Origin of the sequence: Streptomyces sp. NPDC046859 (assembly GCF_040645135.1) — a bacterium.
Taxonomy (GTDB): Bacteria; Actinomycetota; Actinomycetes; order Streptomycetales; family Streptomycetaceae; genus Streptomyces.
In genome coordinates this window covers 342,205-361,303 of the sequence record NZ_JBEYXR010000005.1, presented here as the reverse complement: position 1 = coordinate 361,303, position 19,099 = coordinate 342,205, and the positions used below count along the sequence as shown (strand labels likewise).

Here is a 19,099-nt window from a genome sequence, read left to right as displayed (position 1 = left end):
CGTGCGGCCCGCCCCAGTTCACCTTCCGTTCACTCAGGTTGCCTACGTTCATCGAGCCAATGACCTCGAACGATTGCCTGGGTAAATGGAAAACTTCTCGCTGATCCTCGCGATCGTGGTGGTAACCGCGCTCGCGTTCGATTTCACGAACGGTTTTCACGACACCGCCAACGCGATGGCCACGACCATCTCGACCGGTGCGCTCAAGCCCAAGGTCGCGGTGGCCATGTCCGCCGTGCTCAACCTTGTGGGCGCCTTCCTCTCGGTGGAGGTCGCCAACACGATCTCCAAGGGTCTCGTCGACGAGACCGGCATCCGTCCCGAGGTCATCTTCGCCGCGTTGGTCGGCGCGATCCTCTGGAACCTCCTCACCTGGCTGGTGGGCCTGCCCTCCAGCTCGTCGCACGCCCTGATGGGCGGCCTGATCGGCGCCACCATCGCCTCGGCGGGCGTCGGCGCCGTCCACGGCGACGTGCTGGTCACCAAGGTCCTGCTCCCGGCCGTCGCCGCCCCGATCGTCGCGGGCGTCGCGGCCCTGCTGGCCACGCGGCTCACCTACACGCTCGGCAGGAAGGCCGACGGCCAGGCCGCGAAGAAGGGCTACCGCGCCGGTCAGATCGCCTCCGCGGGCCTCGTCTCCCTCGCCCACGGCACCAACGACGCCCAGAAGACCATGGGCATCATCACCCTCGCCCTCGTCGCGGGCGGCACCCTCGCCCCCGACTCGGACCCGCCCACCTGGGTCATCCTCTCCGCCGGCCTGGCCATCGCGCTCGGCACCTACCTGGGCGGCTGGCGGATCATCCGCACCATGGGCAAGGGCCTGACCGACCTCCAGCCGCAGCAGGGCTTCGCCGCCCAGACCAGCGCGGCGACGGTCATCCTGGCCTCCTCCCACCTCGGCTTCTCCCTGTCCACCACGCACTCGGTCTCCGGCTCCGTGATGGGCGCCGGTCTGGGCCGCAAGGGCGGCGTGGTCCGCTGGTCCACGGCCACCCGGATGTTCGTCGCCTGGGGCCTGACCCTGCCGGCCGCCGCGCTGGTCGCCGCGCTCGCCGAGTACGTGACGGGTCTCGGCGACTGGGGCACCGCCGCCGTCGCGGTCTTCCTGGTCGCCTCCAGCGCCGCCATCTGGAAGATCTCCCGCCGCGAGGTCATCGACCACACCAACGTCACCGACTACGACGAGCCCGCCGGCGTGGTCACCACCGCCATGGCCGCCGTGACCCCGCCTCCCGCGGGCACGGTGACCGAGGACCTCGCGGTCACCCTCCCCGCACCGGCATCCGGAGCCGAGCCCTCCAAGGCCGGCGTGTGACCCCCGGTCCCCCCTCCCGGCAACACAAGGAAGCAGCATGAAGATCGACTGGGCGTCCCTCGGCTCCGTCTTCGGTGTCAGTCTCGTCGTCACGGTGGCCCTCGTGGGCCTGTTCACCCTCGGCATCGCGGGCCTCTCGCGCCGCGAACGGGCGGTCGCCCAGGGCGACTCGGCCGCGCTCGCGGTCACCGGCGCGTACGCGTGCTTCGCGGCGTGCACGGCGGCCGTGGCGTACGGCATCTATCTCATCGTGGCCTGACGCACGGCGCGCGACTCCTGAGGTGCGTGACGGGACACCGTCGCGCACCTTCGGTGTGTGTGGGCCTGCGCACACTCTCCCGTCGCAGGTCACAGGCAAGTTGACGGCCGTCGCGACCCATGGTGGACTTCCGGAGCCATCTACGGCGGCAGAAGAGGAAGCCGGTGCGAATCCGGCGCGGTCCCGCCACTGTCACCGGGGTAGTAACCCCCGGGAGCCAGGAACTCTCGCCGCCGGTCTCGTCGAACCAGGGCGTGGACACCCTGAGTGAGGACATCACGCGATGCTCGCCTGCCGCTCGTCACGCAGTACCGGACCCCTGTCCGACGCCACCACCGGCTGAACCCCATGCGTGCCGAACGCGTCTTCGCGTACGGCGCCGCCGCCGGACTCCTCGGTGACCTGCTGCTCGGCGATCCACGCCGTGGGCATCCGGTCGCCGCGTTCGGACGTGCCGCGGGCGCCGTGGAACGAGTGCTGTGGCGCGACCACCGCGCCTGGGGTGTGCTGCACACCGCCGTGTGCGCCGGTGGCGCCGTGGCGGCCGCCGCGCTGGGCGCACGTGCCGTGCGCCCCTCCCCCGCCGCCTCCGTCGCCCTGACCGGCGCCGTCACCTGGGCCGTCGTCGGCGGCACGTCGCTCGCCCGGGAGGCCCGGGCCGTCGGACGTGCCCTGGAGGCAGGCGACGTCGAGGCGGCGCGGGCGCGGCTGCCGCATCTGTGCGGCCGCGACCCGCAGGCGCTGGACGCCGACGGGATCGCGCGGGCGGTCGTGGAGTCCGTCGCCGAGAACACCTCGGACGCCGTGGTCGGCGCCCTGGTGTGGGGAGCCGTCGCCGGCGTGCCGGGCCTCGCCGGGTTCCGGGCCGTCAACACCCTCGACGCCATGGTCGGGCACCGCTCCCCCGAGTACCGCCGCTACGGCTGGGCCTCGGCCCGTCTCGACGACGTGGCCGGCTGGCCGGGTGCCCGGCTGACCGCCGCGCTGGCCGCCGTCGCCGGGGGCGACCCCCGGGGCGCCGTACGGGCCTGGCGCGCGGACGCGCACCGGCATCCCAGCCCCAACGCGGGCCCGGTGGAGGCGTCGTTCGCGGGCGCGCTCGGGGTGCGGCTCGGCGGGACGCTGTCGTACGGCGGGCGGGTGGAGCACCGGCCCGTGCTGAACGGCGCCGCCGGACGGGCCGTCCGGGTCGCCGACATCGAGCGGGCCGTGCGTCTCTCCCAGCGGGTCGGGGTGCTCGCCCTGGGCGTGTGCGCCGGGGCGCGGCTCCTGCTCGGGCGGCGCGGGGCGAGAGGACGTGTCTCGTGAAGGGCGGGCTGCTCGTCGCCGGCACGACCTCCGACGCCGGCAAGAGCGTCGTCACCGCCGGGATCTGCCGGTGGCTGGTGCGCCAGGGCGTGAAGGTCGCGCCCTTCAAGGCGCAGAACATGTCGCTGAACTCGTTCGTCACCCGCGAGGGCGCGGAGATCGGGCGGGCGCAGGCCATGCAGGCCCAGGCGTGCCGTATCGAGCCGACCGCGCTGATGAACCCCGTCCTGCTGAAGCCGGGCGGGGACCAGAGCAGTCAGGTGGTGCTGCTGGGCAGGCCGGTGGGCGAGATGAGCGCACGCGGCTACCACGGCGGACGGCAGCAGCGGCTGCTCGGCACCGTGCTGGACTCCCTCGCCGAACTGCGGGCCACGTACGACGCGGTGATCTGCGAGGGGGCCGGTTCCCCGGCCGAGATCAATCTGCGGCGCACCGACATCGTGAACATGGGGATCGCACGCGGCGCGGGGCTGCCCGTGCTGGTCGTGGGCGACATCGACCGGGGCGGTGTCTTCGCCTCGTTCTTCGGGACCGTGGCGCTGCTGTCCCGCGAGGACCAGGAGCTGGTCGCCGGGTTCCTCGTCAACAAGTTCCGCGGCGACGTCTCGCTCCTCGAACCCGGCCTCGACATGCTGCACGGCCTCACCGGACGGCGGACGTACGGCGTCCTGCCCTTCCGGCACGGACTCGGCATCGACGAGGAGGACGGCCTGCGGGTGTCGCTGCGCGGGGCGGTGCGCGAGTCCGAGGTGGCCGCCCCGGTCGGCGAGGACGTGCTGCGGGTCGCCGTGTGCGCGGTGCCGCTGATGTCGAACTTCACGGACGTCGACGCGCTCGCCGCCGAACCGGGCGTCGTCGTGCGGTTCGTGGACCGGCCGGAGGAACTGGCCGACGCCGACCTGGTGGTGGTGCCCGGCACCCGGGGCACCGTCCGCGCCCTGGCATGGCTGCGGGAGCGGGGTCTCGCGCAGGCCCTGGTGCGCCGGGCCGCCGAGGGCCGCCCGATCCTCGGTGTCTGCGGCGGCTTCCAGCTTCTCGGCGAGCACATCGAGGACGACGTGGAGAGCCGTGCCGGTCACGTCGACGGCCTCGGCCTGCTGCCCGTGCGGGTGCGGTTCGCCCGCGAGAAGACCCTGACCCGGCCCGCCGGTGAAGCGCTCGGCGAGCGCGTCGAGGGCTACGAGATCCACCACGGGGTCGCCGAGGTCCTGGCGGGCGAACCCTTCCTGGACGGCTGCCGGGTCGGTCAGACCTGGGGCACCCACTGGCACGGCTCGCTCGAGTCGGACGCCTTCCGGCGCGCCTTCCTGCGGGAGGTGGCGGCCGCCGCGGGCCGCCGCTTCGTGCCGGCGCCCGGCACCTCGTTCGCCGCGCTGCGCGAGGAGCAGCTCGACCGGCTCGGCGACCTCATCGAACGACACGCGGACACGGACGCGCTGTGGCGGCTCATCGAGTCGGGCGCGCCGCGAGGACTGCCCTTCATCCCCCCGGGAGCGCCCGCATGAGCACAGTGTTGTTGCTGTCGACCGCCGACACGGACCTGCTGGCGGCACGCGCCGGCGACGCCGCGTACCGGATCGGCAACCCGACCCGCCTGGACGTCGGTTCCGAGCTGCCCGCGCTGATCGAGGGCGCCGACATCGCCGTCGTACGGCTGCTGGGTGGCAAGCGGGCCTGGGAGGACGGGCTCGCCGTGCTGAAGGCGTCGGGGGTGCCGACGGTGCTGCTCGGCGGCGAGTCCGTGCCGGACGCGGAACTCATGGCCGAGTCGTCGGTGCCGGCCGGCGTGGTGGCGGAGGCGCTGAAGTACCTGGTGGCGGGTGGTCCCGCCAACCTCACCGAGCTCGCCCGGTTCCTGTCCGACACCGTGCTGCTGACGGGCGAGGGGTTCCTGGAGCCGCGGCCGATGCCGGAGTACGGCGTCCACGGCTCACGTCCGTGGGTGGAGGGCCGGCCGGCCGTGGGCGTGCTCTTCTACCGGGCCCACCACCTCAGCGGCAACACCGCGTTCGTGGACACCCTGTGCGACGCGATCGAGGCCCGGGGCGCCAACGCGCTGCCCGTGTACTGCGGTTCGCTGCGCGGCGCGGACGCCGGGCTGTACGAGATCCTGGGCCGGGCCGACGCCCTGGTCGCGACCGTCCTCGCGGCGGGCGGCACCCATGCCTCCCAGGCGTCCGCGGGCGGCGACGAGGAGGCGTGGGACATCGGCAGGCTGGCCGAGCTGGACGTGCCCGTGCTGCAGGGGCTGTGCCTGACGTCCTCGCGGGCGGCCTGGGAGGAGTCCGACGCGGCCCTGTCCCCGATGGACGCGGCGATGCAGGTGGCGATCCCCGAGTTCGACGGGCGTCTGGTCACCGTGCCGTTCTCGTTCAAGGAGCAGGGCCCGGACGACGTGCCGGTGTACGTCGCCGACCCGGAGCGGGCCGCGCGGGTCGCCGGGATCGCCGTCCGGCACGCACGGCTGCGGCACGAGCCGAACGCCGCGAAGAAGCTGGCGCTCGTCTTCACCGCCTACCCGACCAAGCACTCCCGTGTCGGCAACGCCGTCGGTCTGGACACGCCCGCCTCGGCGGTACGGGTGCTCGACGCGCTGTCCCAGGCGGGCTACTCGCTCAGCGAATACCCGGACAACGGGGACGAGTTGATCCACCGGCTCATCGAGGCCGGCGGTCACGACGTCGAGTGGCTGACCGAGGAGCAGCTGGCGTCGGCGCCCGCGCGGGTGCCGCTCGCCGACTACCGGGCGTGGTTCGCCGCGCTCGACCCGGAGCTCAGGGACGCGATGACCGAGGCGTGGGGCGAGCCGCCGGGCTCGCTGTACGTGGACGGCGACGACATCGTGCTGGCGTCCCTGCGGTTCGGGAACGTCGTCGTGATGATCCAGCCGCCGCGCGGCTTCGGCGAGAACCCCATCGCGATCTACCACGACCCCGACATGCCGCCCTCGCACCACTACATGGCCGCCTACCGCTGGCTGGAGGCCGCGCCTTCGGAAGGGGGCTTCGGCGCCGACGCGATCGTGCACATGGGCAAGCACGGCACGATGGAGTGGCTGCCCGGCAAGGGGCTCGGGCTCAGCCGCGGCTGCGCCCCGGACGCCGTCCTCGGCGAACTGCCGCTCGTCTACCCGTTCATCGTGAACGACCCCGGTGAGGGGACCCAGGCCAAGCGGCGCGGGCACGCCACGGTGGTCGACCACCTGGTCCCGCCGATGGCCCGCGCCGACACCTACGGCGACCTGGCCAAGCTGGAGCAGCTGCTGGACGAGTACGCGCTCGTCTCCGACCTGGACCCGGGCAAGGCCCCGGCGGTGCGCGCGCAGATCTGGACGCTGGTGAAGGCGGCCGAGCTCCACCACGACCTGCACGTCGACGAGCAGCCGGACGACGACGCCTTCGACGAGTTCGTCATGCACATCGATGGCTATCTGTGCGAGATCAAGGACGTGCAGATCCGGGACGGGCTGCACATCCTGGGGGGCGGTCCGGTCGGCGAGCCGCGGGTGAACCTGGTGCTCGCGGTGCTGCGCGCGTCCCAGGTGTGGGGCGGCCGGGCGAACGCGCTGCCGGGGCTGAGGGCCTCGCTGGCCGCCCACTTCGGGCTGGTGGAGGCCGAGTTGCTGGCCGAGCCGGGGGCGCCGGTGAAGGTCCCGGCCGAGCTGACGGACCTGGTGGACGGCCCGGCGCGCACGGCGTCCGACGCGATCGACCTGCTGGAGCAGCTGTGCCGGCGGATCGCCGAGGGCCTGGAGGAGCGGGACTGGGCCGCGGGCGAGAGCCGGGGCGTGCTGCGGGCGGTCCTCGGCACCGAACTCCCGGACGCCCTGCGGGTGCTGGAGTTCGCGTGCACCGAGGTGGTGCCGCGGCTGGCCCGCACCACGGACGAGATCGGGCACATCCTCAAGGCGCTCGACGGCGGCTACGTCCCGGCGGGCCCGTCGGGCTCCCCGACCCGCGGTCTGGTCAACGTGCTGCCGACCGGCCGGAACTTCTACTCCGTCGACCCCAAGGCGATCCCGTCCCGGCTGAGCTGGGAGGTCGGCCAGTCGCTCGCCGACTCGCTGGTGCAGCGGTATCTCCAGGACACGGGTGAGTACCCGAAGTCCGTCGGCCTGACGGTCTGGGGCACGTCGGCCATGCGCACCCAGGGCGACGACATCGCGGAGATCCTGGCGCTGCTGGGCTGCCGCCCGGTGTGGGACGACGCCTCGCGCCGGGTCACCGGCTTCGAGGTGGTCGCCCTGCCGGAGCTGGGGCGGCCCCGCATCGACGTCACGGTCCGGATCTCCGGGTTCTTCCGGGACGCGTTCCCGCACGTCGTCGGGCTCATCGACGACGCCGTGCGCGCGGTCGCCGAGCTGGACGAGCCCGCCGAGCACAACTTCGTGAAGGCGCACGCCGACGAGGACACCGCCGCGCACGGCGACCGGCGGCGTGCCACGGCCCGCGTCTTCGGCTCCAAGCCCGGCGCCTACGGTGCGGGACTGCTGCCGCTGATCGACGCCCGCAACTGGCGCTCGGACGCCGACCTCGCCGAGGTGTACGCGGTCTGGGGCGGCTACGCCTACGGGCGCGGGCTGGACGGGCGGGCCGCGCGCGGTGACATGGAGACCGCGTTCCGGCGGATCAACATCGCCGCGAAGAACGTCGACACCCGCGAGCACGACCTCGTGGACGCCGACGACTACTTCCAGTACCACGGCGGCATGGTCGCGATGGTGCGGCATCTGACGGGCAGCAGCCCCGAGGCGTACGTGGGCGATTCGGCCACCCCCGACCAGGTGCGCACCCGCACCCTCGGCGAGGAGACCCACCGGGTCTTCCGGGCCCGGGTGGTCAACCCGCGCTGGATGGCGGCCATGCGCCGGCACGGCTACAAGGGCGCCTTCGAGATGGCGGCGACCGTGGACTACCTCTTCGGCTACGACGCGACGGCCGGCGTGGTCGACGACTGGATGTACGAGAAGCTCAGCGCCGCGTACGTCTTCGACGCGGAGAACCGGGACTTCATGAAGAAGTCCAACCCGTGGGCGCTGCGCGGCATCACCGAGCGGCTGCTGGAGGCCGCCGACCGCGGCCTGTGGGCCGAGCCGGACGCCGGGACGCTGGACCGGCTGCGGGCCACCTACCTGGAGCTCGAAGGCGATCTGGAGGGCGACGAGAAGTGACGACCCCCTTTCCTTTCACGGCCGTCGTCGGCCAGGACGACCTGCGGCTCGCGCTGCTGCTGAACGCCGTCTCCCCGGCGGTCGGCGGGGTGCTGGTGCGCGGTGAGAAGGGCACGGCCAAGTCGACGGCCGTACGGGCGCTGTCGGCGCTGCTGCCCGAGGTGCCGGTGGTCGCCGGGTGCCGGTTCTCGTGCGATCCGGCCGCTCCCGACCCGGGCTGCCCGGACGGGCCGCACGAGGACATCGCCGGTGTGTCCCGGCCGGCCCGCATGGTGGAGCTGCCCGTCGGCGCCTCCGAGGACCGGCTGGTCGGCGCCCTGGACATCGAGCGGGCGCTCGCCGAGGGGGTCAAGGCGTTCGAGCCGGGCCTGCTCGCCGACGCCCACCGCGGCATCCTCTACGTCGACGAGGTGAACCTCCTCCACGACCACCTGGTCGACCTGCTGCTGGACGCGGCGGCGATGGGCGCGTCGTACGTGGAGCGCGAGGGCGTGTCGGTGCGGCACGCCGCCCGGTTCCTGCTGGTCGGCACCATGAACCCCGAAGAGGGCGAGCTGCGCCCGCAGTTGCTGGACCGGTTCGGACTGACCGTCGAGGTCGCGGCGTCCCGTGAGCCGGACCAGCGGGTGGAGGTCGTCCGGCGGCGCCTCGCGTACGACGACGACCCGGCCGGTTTCGCGGCCCGCTGGGCGGACGAGGAGGCGGCCGTACGGCAACGCGTCGTCGCGGCGCGGGAGCTGCTGCCGTCGGTGCGGCTCGGCGACGGTGCGCTGCGGCAGATCGCGGCGACCTGTGCCGCGTTCGAGGTGGACGGGATGCGCGCCGACATCGTGATGGCCCGTACGGCCACCGCGCTGGCCGCCTGGGCCGGGCGCACCGACGTGCTCGCCGAGGACGTCCGGCAGGCGGCGCTGCTCGCGCTGCCGCACCGCAGGCGCCGCAACCCCTTCGACGCGCCCGGCCTGGACGAGGACAAGCTCGACGAGACGCTGGAGGAGTTCGGCGGCCCGGACGACGATCCCGACCCGGATCCCGGTCCGGACGGGCCCGGCGGGGGCGGCGGACAGCCGGACCCCGGCGACGCGCCCCAGGGCGACGGTGACGCGCCCCAGGGCGACGGTGACGCCGCGGCCCGGCCCGAGGCCGGTGAGAACGGGCAGCCGCAGCCCTCGGGGGCCGGCGAGCAGTCGCCCGCACGGGCCTCCGAGCCCTTCCGCACCAAGGTGCTGAGCGTGCCCGGGATCGGTGAGGGTGCCGCCGGGCGGCGGTCCCGGGCGCGGACCGAGCACGGGCGGACGACCGGGGCCCGCCGGCCCCGGGGCACGCTCACCAAGCTGCACCTGGCGGCGACCGTGCAGGCCGCGGCGCCGCACCAGCGGGCGCGCGGACGGTCCGGGCCCGGCCTGGTCCTGCGCCGGGACGATCTGCGCCAGGCCACCCGGGAGGGCCGCGAGGGCAATCTCGTGCTGTTCGTGGTGGACGCCTCCGGGTCGATGGCGGCACGGCAGCGGATGGGCGCCGTGAAGGGCGCGGTGCTGTCGCTGCTGCTGGACGCCTACCAGCGGCGGGACAAGGTGGGGCTGGTGACCTTCCGGGGGTCGGCCGCCGATGTCGCCCTGCCGCCGACCTCGTCGGTGGACGCGGCCGCGGCCCGGCTGGAGACGCTGCCGACCGGCGGGCGCACCCCGCTCGCGGCGGGGCTGCTGCGGGCGCACGAGGTGCTGCGCGTGGAGCGGCTGCGTGATCCCGCGCGCCGTCCGCTGGTGGTGCTGGTGACGGACGGGCGGGCCACCGGCGGTCCCGAGCCGGTCGCCCTGGCCGGGCGCGCGGCGCGGCTGTTCGCGGCCGACGGGGTCGCCTCGGTCGTCGTGGACTGCGAGTCGGGCCCGGTGCGGCTCGGGCTCGCCGGGCAGCTCGCGGCCGAACTGGGCGGTACGGCGGTGACGCTGGACGAATTGCGCGCGGACAGCATCGCCGCGCTGGTGAAGGACGTGCAGAGGGGGGCCGCGTAATGCCGCAGGGACAGCCGAGTGTGGTGCCGGACGACGGGCTGACGACGCGTCAGCGGCGCAACCGGCCGCTGGTGATCGTGCACACGGGCGTCGGCAAGGGCAAGTCGACCGCGGCCTTCGGGCTGGCGCTGCGCGCCTGGAACCAGGGGTGGCCCATCGGGGTGTTCCAGTTCGTGAAGTCGGCCAAGTGGAAGGTCGGCGAGGAGAACGCGCTGCGGGTGCTCGGCGCCAGCGGCCAGGGCGGCACCGTGGACTGGCACAAGATGGGCGAGGGCTGGTCCTGGGTGCAGCGCGACGCGCAGCTCGACAACGAGGAGAAGGCCCGCGAGGGCTGGGAGCAGGTCAAGCGGGACCTCGCCGCCGAGACGTACAAGCTGTACGTGCTGGACGAGTTCGCCTATCCCCTGCACTGGGGGTGGGTCGACACCGCCGAGGTGGTGGAGGTGCTGCGCGCGCGGCCCGGCACCCAGCACGTCGTGATCACCGGGCGGAACGCGCCGGAGGAACTCGTCGGCCTCGCCGACCTGGTGACCGACATGTCCAAGGTCAAGCATCCGATGGACGTGGGCCAGAAGGGCCAGAGGGGCATCGAGTGGTGAGTCCGTCCGTCCCCCGGCTGGTCGTCGCCGCGCCCTCCTCGGGCAGCGGCAAGACCACCGTCGCCACCGGGCTGATGGCCGCGTTCGCCGCGCGGGGGCTCGCCGTGTCCCCGCACAAGGTGGGCCCGGACTACATCGACCCCGGCTACCACGCGCTCGCCACCGGGCGGGTGGGCCGCAACCTCGACGCCTACCTGTGCGGTCCCGACCTGATCGGTCCGCTGTTCCGGCACGGGGCGCGGGGCTGCGACCTCGCCGTGGTCGAGGGCGTGATGGGGCTGTTCGACGGGGCCGCGGGCGAGGGCGAGCTGGCGTCCACGGCACAGGTGGCGAAGCTGCTGCGGGCACCGGTGGTGCTGGTCGTCGACGCCTCCGCGCAGTCCCGTTCGGTGGCGGCGCTCGTGCACGGGTTCGCGTCCTGGGACCCGCGGGTGCGGATCGGCGGCGTGATCCTCAACAAGGTCGCCTCCGACCGGCACGAGGAACTGCTGCGGGAGGCCCTGGACTCGGCGGGCGTACCGGTGCTGGGGGTGCTGCGGCGGACCGCGGGGGTGGACACGCCGTCCCGGCATCTGGGGCTGGTGCCGGCCGCCGAACGGCACACCGACGCGGTGGATGCCGTGGCGGCGATGGGGGCGCAGGTGGCGGCGGGGTGCGACCTGGACGCCCTGCTGGCGCTGGCGCGCGGTGCCGGGGATCTGGCGTGCGATTCCTGGGAGCCCCCGGCCGCGACGCCGGGCGGCCGGACGGTCGTCGCCGTGGCCGGCGGACCCGCGTTCACCTTCTCCTACGCGGAGCACGCCGAACTGCTCACCGCGGCGGGCGCCGAGGTCGTCCCCTTCGATCCGCTGCGGGACGAGTGCCTGCCGGACGGCACGGCGGGCCTGGTGATCGGGGGCGGGTTCCCCGAGGTGTACGCCGCCGAGCTGTCCGCCAACGAGCCGCTGCGCGAGGCCGTCGCCGGCCTCGCGGCGAGCGGCGCCCCGGTGGCCGCGGAGTGCGCCGGACTGCTGTACCTGAGCCGTGAGCTGGACGGGCTGCCCATGTGCGGGGTGCTGGACGCCACGGCCCGGATGACCGAACGGCTCACGCTCGGCTACCGGGACGCCGTCGCCGTCGGTGACAGCCCGCTCGCCGCCGCGGGGACGCGGATGCGGGCCCACGAGTTCCACCGGACCGTCGTCGAGCCGGGCGCGGGGGCGGCTCCCGCCTGGGGGGTGCGCACGCCCGCGCGGCGCGTCGAGGGGTTCGTGCAGGGGGGCGTGCACGCGAGTTATCTGCACACGCACTGGGCCGCCGAACCCGGTGTGGCCCGTCGGTTCGTCGAGAGGTGCCGGACGTCATGAGCAGCAGACTGATCGGAGTCGGGGTGGGCCCCGGCGACCCGGAGCTGGTGACCGTCAAGGGCGTCAACGCGCTGCGCGCCGCCGACGTGGTCGTCGTCCCCGTGATGGACACCGGGGAGCGGGGGCGGGCCGAGGCGACCGTGCTGCACTACGTGCCCGCGGAGAAGGTCCTCCGGGTCGTGTTCGCGCTGAACGAGCGCACGGACCGGTCGCGGCGGGAGGCCGCCTGGGACGCGGCCGGTGAGCGGGTCGCCGGGCTGCTCGGCGAGCACGCGACCGTGGCCTTCGCCACCATCGGCGATCCCAACGTGTACTCGACGTTCACCTATCTCGCGCAGACGATCGTCGCGGCGGTGCCGGGCACCGTCGTCGAGACGGTCCCGGGCATCACCGCCATGCAGGACCTCGCGGCGCGTTGCGGCGCGGTGCTGACCGAGGGGACCGAGCCGCTGACCCTGGTGCCCGTCACGGCCGGGTCCGCGGTGCTCAAGGAGGCCCTGGCCGGGCCGGGGACGGTCGTCGCCTACAAGTTCGGCCGGCAGGCGCGCGAGGTCGCCGAGGCGCTGCGGGAGAGCGGGCGTACGGAGGGCTCGGTGTGGGGGTCGGCGCTGGGGATGCCGGAGGAGTCGATCCGCCCGGCCGCCGACCTCGGCGACGCCCCGCTGCCCTATCTGTCGACGCTCATCGCGCCCGCCCGCCGCGACGGCGGCCGCGGCGGCAAGCTCTGACCTTCCCCCCTTCTGCCACCACCCCCTTGTGAGAGGACCCGACCCATGGCCGATGCCCGAACCGGCAAGGTGACCTTCGTCGGTGCCGGCCCCGGCGCCGCCGATCTGCTGACGTTCCGTGCCGCGCGCGCCATCGCCGAGGCCGACGTGGTGATCTGGGCGGCCAGCCTGGTCCAGGCGGAGGTCCTCCAGCACGCGCGGGAGGACGCCGAGGTCCTGGACTCCGCGGCCCTGTCCCTGGAGGACGTCGTCGCCGTCTACGAGCGGGCCCGCGACGAGGGCCTGAAGGTCGCCCGCATCCACTCCGGCGACCCCGCCCTGTGGGGCGGCACGCAGGAGCAGCTGGACCGGTGCGCCGCGCTCGGCCTCACGACCGAGGTGGTGCCGGGGGTCTCGGCGTTCTCCGCCGTGGCGGCGCTCGTCCGGCGCGAGCTGACGATCCCCGAGGTCGCCCAGTCCGTGGTGCTCACCCGGCTCGGCGGCGGCAAGACGCCCATGCCGCCGGGCGAGGAGGTGCGCGAGTTCGCCAAGCACGGCACCACCATGGCGATCTTCCTGTCGGCAGCCCGCAGCGGGCAGCTGGTGCGGGAACTGCTGGAGGGCGGCTACCCCACCTCCACACCGGTCGTCGTCGCCTACCAGGCGACCTGGCCGGAGGAGCTGGTCGTCACGTGCACGATCGGCACGCTGGAGGAGACGGTCAAGGAGCACAAGCTCTGGAAGCACACGCTCTTCCTGGTCGGGCCGGCCCTGGAGGCCCACGGCACCCGCTCGCACCTGTATCACCCGGGCCACTTCCACGGGTACCGCAAGGCCGACCCGGCGGCCCGCCGGGCGCTGCGCGAGCGGGGGGCCAGTACATGATCACAGTGGTCGGTACGGGGACGGGGGCGCCGCCGCCCGAGGACGTCCTGGCCGGTGCCGAGCTGGTGGTCGGCGGACGGCGCCACCTGGACGCCGTACGGCTGCCCGGCGGGGCGGAGCGGGTCGTGCTCGGTCCGCTCGCGCCGGCGCTCGACACCATGGCCGCGTACGTCGAGGAGGAGCGGCGCGTCGTCGTGCTGGCCTCCGGTGATCCGGGGTTCTTCGGCATCGCGCGGGTGCTGGCGGAGCGGTTCGGGCCGGAGCGCCTGGACGTGCGGCCCGCGGTGTCCTCGGTGGCGTCCGCGTTCGCCCGGGTCGGCCTGACCTGGGACGACGCGGTCGTCGTCAGCGCGCACGGACGGGACGCGCGGACGGCCGTGCACATCTGCCGGGCGCGTCCGAAGGTGGCCGTGCTGACCGGGCCCGGCGCCGGACCCGCCGAACTCGGGGCGGCGCTGGCCCGCGCGGACGCGGACCGGACGCTCGTCGTCGCCTCGGCGCTGGGGTCCGGGGACGAGCGGGTCGAGCGGGTGACCCCCGCCGAGGCCGCCGCCCGGGACTGGGGTGCGGCCGTGAACGTCGTCCTGTGCCTCGGCGGTCCCCGTGTCCCGGGTGCCGCGCGCACGGTCGCGGGGGCGGACCGGGGTCCCGCTTCCTGGGCGCTGCCCGAGGACGCCTTCGCGCACCGGGATTCGATGATCACGAAGTTCGAGGTGCGGGCGCTCGCGCTGGCCCGGCTCGGGCCCCGGCTCGGCGATCTCGTGTGGGACGTCGGCGCGGGCTCCGGGTCGGTTGCCGTGGAGTGCGCGCGGCTCGGGGCCGCCGTCACCGCCGTCGAGAAGACCCCGGACGGTGTCGCGCGGATCCGGGACAACGCGGCCGCGCACGGGGTGGACGTCCAGGTGGTGCACGGGACGGCGCCCGCGGCCCTGTCGGATCTGGACGACCCGGACGCCGTGTTCGTGGGGGGCGGGGGGCGGGAGCTGCCCGCCGTCGTCACCGCGTGCGCGCGGCGGGCGCGGCGGACGGTCGTGGTCGCCATGGCCGCGCTGGACCGGGTGCCGGCCGCGCGGGCGGCACTCACCGGTGCCGGCTTCGCCTGCGACGGGGTGCTGTTGCAGTCGTCCCGCCTGGCGCCGCTGCCGGGGGACGTGACCCGGCTGGCGGCCGCCAATCCGGTTTTCCTGTTGTGGGGCGTCAGAAGCCCCTCGGACGGCAAGGGAGTTGCTCAGTGATCGGCCTCATTTCCGCCACCGCGGCGGGGGCTGCGGCGCGGGACCGGCTGGCCGCGGCGTGGCCGGACCGCACCCGCGTGTACGACGGGCCCGTCGGGGACGCCGTGCGGCGGGCGTTCGGGGAGTGCGGGCAGCTGGTGTGCTTCCTGGCCACGGGCGCGGTCGTCCGGCTGATCGCCCCGCTGCTGGACGACAAGGCCGCCGACCCCGGTGTGGTGTGCGTCGACGAGGGCGGGCGGTTCGCCGTGGCGCTGACCGGCGGGCACGGCGGCGGCGCCAACGACCTCGCCCACGAGGTGGGCGAGGTGCTGGGAGCCGCGCCCGTGGTGACGACGGCCACCGACGCCGTGGGGCTGCCCGGTCTGGACACGCTCGGCCTCCCGGTCGAGGGCGATGTCGCCGGGGTGTCCCGGGCCCTGCTCGACGGGGTGCCGGTGGCGCTGCGGGCCGAGGTGTCCTGGCCGCTGCCGCCGCTGCCGGCCGGCGCCGAGGGGGCGTACACGATCCGGGTGACGGACCGGCTCGTGGAGGCGGCGGAGCGCGAGGTCGTGCTGCGTCCGCCGACCCTGGTCGTCGGGGTCGGGGCCTCGCGGGGCGCCCCGGCCGACGAGGTGCTGGCGCTCGTGCGCGAGGCGCTGCGCGACGCCGGGCTGTCCGCCGCGTCCGTGGCCGAGCTGGCCACCGTCGACGCGAAGGCCGGCGAGCCCGGCGTCGTGGAGGCCGCGGCCCGCCTCGGGGTCCCTCTCGTCACGCACGCCCCGGAGCGGCTGGCCGCCGTCCCGGTCCCCCACCCCTCCGACGCGCCGCTGGCCGCCGTCGGCACCCCCTCGGTCGCCGAGGCCGCCGCCCTCGTGCGCGGCGGCGACCTGCTGGTGCCGAAGCGGAAGTCCGTACGGGCCGACGGCCGCCCGTCGATGGCCACCTGCGCGGTGGCCCGGCGGCCGGGCCGCGGCCGGCTCGCCGTCGTGGGCCTCGGGCCGGGCGCCCGCGACCTGCTGACCCCGCGCGCGAAGGCCGAACTGCGGCGGGCCTCGGTGCTCGTCGGGCTGGACCAGTACGTCGACCAGATCCGTGACCTGCTGCGGCCCGGCACGCGTGTCCTCGAGTCCGGCCTGGGCGCCGAGGAGGAGCGGGCGCGTACGGCGGTCGCCGAGGCCCGGGAGGGGCGGGCCGTCGCCCTCATCGGCAGCGGGGACGCGGGCGTGTACGCCATGGCCTCCCCCGCGCTGGCCGAGGCGTCCGACGACATCGACGTGGTCGGTGTCCCCGGGGTGACGGCGGCCCTCGCGGCGGCCGCGGTCCTCGGTGCCCCGCTCGGCCACGACCATGTGTCGATCAGCCTGTCCGACCTGCACACCCCGTGGGAGGTCATCGAGCGGCGGGTGCAGGCCGCCGCCGAGGCGGACCTCGTGGTCACCTTCTACAACCCGCGCTCGCGCGGCCGGAACTGGCAGCTCCCCGAGGCGCTCGCGATCCTCGCGAAGCACCGCGTGCCGACCACGCCGGTCGGCGTCGTCCGCAACGCGTCCCGGGCCGACGAGTCCGCCCGGCTCACCACGCTGGGCGGCCTCGACCCGGCGACGGTCGACATGATGACGGTCGTGACGGTCGGCAACACCGCCTCCCGGGAGGTCGCCGGCCGCATGGTGACCCCGCGCGGCTACCGCTGGCAGAGCGCTCAGGAGGTCCCGCGGTGAACCGTGTCGTCCATCCCATCGAGGTGGAGTCCTACCGGCGGATGCGCGCCCGGCTGGACACCTCGCACCTGCCGCCGCTGACCCGGGCGGTCGTCGAGCGGGTCGTGCACTCCGCCGCCGACCTCGGCTACGCGGGCGACCTCGTACTGGACGAGCGGACCCTGGAACGGGGGCACACGGCGCTGCACGCCGGCGCGCCCGTGGTCGTGGACGTCGAGATGGTGGCGGCCGGCATCACCCGCCGGGAGACGGTATGCCGGATCAGGGACGCGCGGTCCGGGCCCGGACTGACCCGGTCCGCGCACGCCGTCCGGCTGGCGTACGAGCAGGTCGGCCCCGGCGCGATCTGGGTGATCGGCAACGCGCCCACCGCCCTGGAGGAACTGCTCACCCTCGACGCCCGGCCCGCGCTCGTCATCGGCCTGCCCGTCGGGTTCGTCGGCGCGGTCGAGTCCAAGGCCGCGCTGCGCGCGAGCGGGCTGCCCGCCGTCAGCAACGTGTCCGAGAAGGGCGGTTCGGCGGTCGCCTCGGCCGCGCTCAACGCCCTGCTGTACCACCCTGTTCCCGCCTCCCCTTCGTCATCTGAGGAGACATCGTGACCCCCTCCCCGCCCGCCCTGCTCATCGCCGGCCACGGCACCCGGGACGAGGCCGGAGCCGAGGCGTTCCGCGCCTTCGTCCGGGAGCTGGGGGACCGGCACCCCGAACTGCCCGTCGCGGGCGGCTTCATCGAGCTGTCCCCGCCGCCGCTGGGCGACGCCGTCTCCGACCTCGTCGCGCGGGGGGTGCGGCGGTTCGCCGCCGTGCCGCTGATGCTGGTGTCGGCGGGGCACGCCAAGGGTGACATCCCGGCGGCGCTGGCCCGCGAGAAGGAACGGCACCCCGGGATCACCTACACCTACGGCCGCCCGCTGGGCCCGCACCCGTCGCTGCTGCGGGTCCTGGAGCGGCGGCTCGACGAGGCGCTGGGCACGGCGGACGACCGCGCGGACGTCACCGTGCTGCTGGTGGGGCGCGGCTCCACCGACCCGGACGCCAACGCCGAGGTCCACAAGGCGGCCCGGCTGCTGTGGGAGGGCCGCGGCTACGCCGGGGTGGAGACGGCGTTCGTGTCGCTGGCCGCGCCGGACGTGCCGGGCGGACTGGACCGGTGCGCGCGGCTCGGGGCGCGCCGGATCGTCGTGCTGCCGTACTTCCTGTTCACCGGGATCCTCCCGGACCGGGTGCGGCGGCAGACGGAGGAGTGGGCGGCGGCGCACCCGGAGACCGAGGTGCGCTCGGCGGACGTCATCGGTCCGGAGCCGGAACTGCTCGACCTGGTGTGGGAGCGGTACGAGGAGGCGGTGCGGGGCGACCTGCGGATGAACTGCGACTCGTGCGTGTACCGGATCGCGCTGCCGGGCTTCGAGGACAAGGTCGGCCTGCCGCAGCAGCCGCACTTCCACCCGGACGACGACGGGCACCACCACGGGCACGGGCACCACCACGGTGGTCACGCGCATGCGCACTGAGGACGGGCACGATCTGCGGCACCACGGCGACGCCGAGGTCCGCGACGACGGGTCGGCGCTGGTCGACCTCGCGGTGAACGTCCGCACGGACACCCCGCCGGCCTGGCTGCGGGAGCGGATCGCCGCGACGCTGGGCTCGCTCGCGGCCTACCCGGACGGGCGGGCCGCGCGGGCCGCGGTGGCGGCCCGGCACGGGCTGCCGCCCGAGCGGGTGCTGTTGACGGCGGGCGCGGCGGAGGCGTTCGTGCTGCTGGCCCGCGCGCTGAAGGTGAGCCGGCCGGTCGTGGTGCACCCCCAGTTCACGGAGCCGGAGGCGGCCCTGGTGGACGCCGGGCACACCGTCGGGCGGGTCCTGCTGCGGGAGGAGGACGGCTTCCGGCTCGACCCGGCGGCCGTCCCCGAGGGCGCCGACCTGGTGGTGATCGGCAACCCGACGAATCCGACGTCGGTCCTCCACCCGGCCGCGACGATCGCCGCGCTCGCCCGGCCGGGGCGGACGCTGGTCGTGGACGAGGCGTTCATGGACGTGGTGCCGGGCGAGCGGGAGGCCCTGGCGGGGCGGACCGACGTGCCGGGCCTGGTGGTGCTGCGCAGCCTCACGAAGACCTGGGGGCTGGCGGGACTGCGGATCGGCTACGTCCTCGCCGCCCCGGAGACCGTGGCCGCGCTGGAGCGGGCTCAGCCGCTGTGGCCGGTGTCCACGCCGGCACTGGCCGCCGCCGAGGCATGTGTGTCGCCGCGCGCCCTGGCGGAGGCGGCGGAGGCGGCCGACCGCGTCGCCGCCGACCGGGACCACCTGGTCGCGGGACTGCACGGGTTCGCCCCGGCCGGCCTCCGGGTCACCGGCCCGGCCGAGGCGTCCTTCGTCCTCGTACGCGTACCGGGTGCGGCGGAGATCCGCCGCGACCTGCGCGCCCTCGGCTACGCCGTCCGGCGCGGGGACACGTTCCCCGGACTCGACGAGAGCCGGCTGCGCCTGGCGGTCCGGGACCGCGCGACGGCGGACGGCTTCCTGCACGCCCTGGGCCGGGTACTGGCCTCGGCGTGACACCT

Annotated in this window: 15 protein-coding genes and 1 riboswitch; all 15 genes read left to right on the top strand. The window is 75.0% G+C overall.

All coding sequences use genetic code 11. From position 1 onward, the window contains the following. Nucleotides 1-85: 85 nt before the first annotated feature. The 15 genes from ABZ899_RS09960 (at nucleotide 86) to cobC (ending at nucleotide 19,094) form a co-directional block, all read left to right on the top strand. Complete coding sequence (locus ABZ899_RS09960; protein ID WP_361343389.1) at nucleotides 86-1,318, top strand: inorganic phosphate transporter; 1,233 nt, start codon at nucleotides 86-88, stop codon at nucleotides 1,316-1,318. A gap of 37 nt (nucleotides 1,319-1,355) precedes the next feature. Next, on the top strand, nucleotides 1,356-1,577 hold the full coding sequence (locus ABZ899_RS09955) for a hypothetical protein (protein WP_361343387.1): 222 nt from the start codon (nucleotides 1,356-1,358) through the stop codon (nucleotides 1,575-1,577). Between the two features lie 106 nt (nucleotides 1,578-1,683). Beyond that, nucleotides 1,684-1,827: riboswitch (cobalamin riboswitch) on the top strand. Between the two features lie 98 nt (nucleotides 1,828-1,925). Further along, the gene (locus ABZ899_RS09950) at nucleotides 1,926-2,885 is read left to right on the top strand and encodes a cobalamin biosynthesis protein (RefSeq protein ID WP_361343384.1); all 960 of its coding nucleotides are present in this window, start codon (nucleotides 1,926-1,928) and stop codon (nucleotides 2,883-2,885) included. Continuing rightward, nucleotides 2,882-4,390, top strand: coding sequence for a cobyric acid synthase (locus ABZ899_RS09945; RefSeq protein ID WP_361343381.1), 1,509 nt, complete (start codon nucleotides 2,882-2,884; stop codon nucleotides 4,388-4,390). Before ABZ899_RS09950 ends, ABZ899_RS09945 begins: the two co-directional genes overlap by 4 nt. After that, nucleotides 4,387-8,055: a cobaltochelatase subunit CobN gene (cobN, locus tag ABZ899_RS09940; RefSeq protein WP_361343379.1), complete on the top strand. Its 3,669-nt coding sequence runs from the start codon at nucleotides 4,387-4,389 to the stop codon at nucleotides 8,053-8,055. Before ABZ899_RS09945 ends, cobN begins: the two co-directional genes overlap by 4 nt. Then, the gene (locus tag ABZ899_RS09935) at nucleotides 8,052-10,067 is read left to right on the top strand and encodes a putative cobaltochelatase (protein WP_361343376.1); all 2,016 of its coding nucleotides are present in this window, start codon (nucleotides 8,052-8,054) and stop codon (nucleotides 10,065-10,067) included. The genes cobN and ABZ899_RS09935 overlap by 4 nt, the downstream gene beginning before the upstream one ends. Further along, a complete protein-coding gene (cobO, locus tag ABZ899_RS09930) occupies nucleotides 10,067-10,666 on the top strand; it encodes a cob(I)yrinic acid a,c-diamide adenosyltransferase (RefSeq protein WP_361343373.1) in 600 nt (199 codons plus the stop codon). The genes ABZ899_RS09935 and cobO overlap by 1 nt, the downstream gene beginning before the upstream one ends. Continuing rightward, nucleotides 10,663-12,012: a cobyrinate a,c-diamide synthase gene (locus tag ABZ899_RS09925; RefSeq protein ID WP_361343584.1), complete on the top strand. Its 1,350-nt coding sequence runs from the start codon at nucleotides 10,663-10,665 to the stop codon at nucleotides 12,010-12,012. Before cobO ends, ABZ899_RS09925 begins: the two co-directional genes overlap by 4 nt. Beyond that, entirely contained in the window at nucleotides 12,009-12,740 is a 732-nt protein-coding gene (gene cobI / locus ABZ899_RS09920; protein WP_361343371.1) for a precorrin-2 C(20)-methyltransferase, read from the top strand. Before ABZ899_RS09925 ends, cobI begins: the two co-directional genes overlap by 4 nt. Before the next feature lie 45 nt (nucleotides 12,741-12,785). After that, the gene (gene cobM / locus ABZ899_RS09915; RefSeq protein WP_361343368.1) at nucleotides 12,786-13,604 is read left to right on the top strand and encodes a precorrin-4 C(11)-methyltransferase; all 819 of its coding nucleotides are present in this window, start codon (nucleotides 12,786-12,788) and stop codon (nucleotides 13,602-13,604) included. Then, nucleotides 13,601-14,839 (top strand): precorrin-6y C5,15-methyltransferase (decarboxylating) subunit CbiE, encoded by a 1,239-nt coding sequence (gene cbiE, locus ABZ899_RS09910; protein ID WP_361343366.1) that lies wholly within the window; start codon nucleotides 13,601-13,603, stop codon nucleotides 14,837-14,839. Before cobM ends, cbiE begins: the two co-directional genes overlap by 4 nt. Then, nucleotides 14,836-16,536: a precorrin-3B C(17)-methyltransferase gene (cobJ, locus tag ABZ899_RS09905; protein WP_361343364.1), complete on the top strand. Its 1,701-nt coding sequence runs from the start codon at nucleotides 14,836-14,838 to the stop codon at nucleotides 16,534-16,536. Before cbiE ends, cobJ begins: the two co-directional genes overlap by 4 nt. Then, on the top strand, nucleotides 16,533-17,135 hold the full coding sequence (locus ABZ899_RS09900) for a precorrin-8X methylmutase (RefSeq protein WP_361343361.1): 603 nt from the start codon (nucleotides 16,533-16,535) through the stop codon (nucleotides 17,133-17,135). The genes cobJ and ABZ899_RS09900 overlap by 4 nt, the downstream gene beginning before the upstream one ends. Then, nucleotides 17,132-18,046, top strand: coding sequence for a sirohydrochlorin chelatase (locus ABZ899_RS09895; RefSeq protein WP_361343359.1), 915 nt, complete (start codon nucleotides 17,132-17,134; stop codon nucleotides 18,044-18,046). Before ABZ899_RS09900 ends, ABZ899_RS09895 begins: the two co-directional genes overlap by 4 nt. Then, the gene (gene cobC / locus ABZ899_RS09890; RefSeq protein WP_361343356.1) at nucleotides 18,036-19,094 is read left to right on the top strand and encodes an Rv2231c family pyridoxal phosphate-dependent protein CobC; all 1,059 of its coding nucleotides are present in this window, start codon (nucleotides 18,036-18,038) and stop codon (nucleotides 19,092-19,094) included. The genes ABZ899_RS09895 and cobC overlap by 11 nt, the downstream gene beginning before the upstream one ends. Nucleotides 19,095-19,099: the final 5 nt, after the last annotated feature.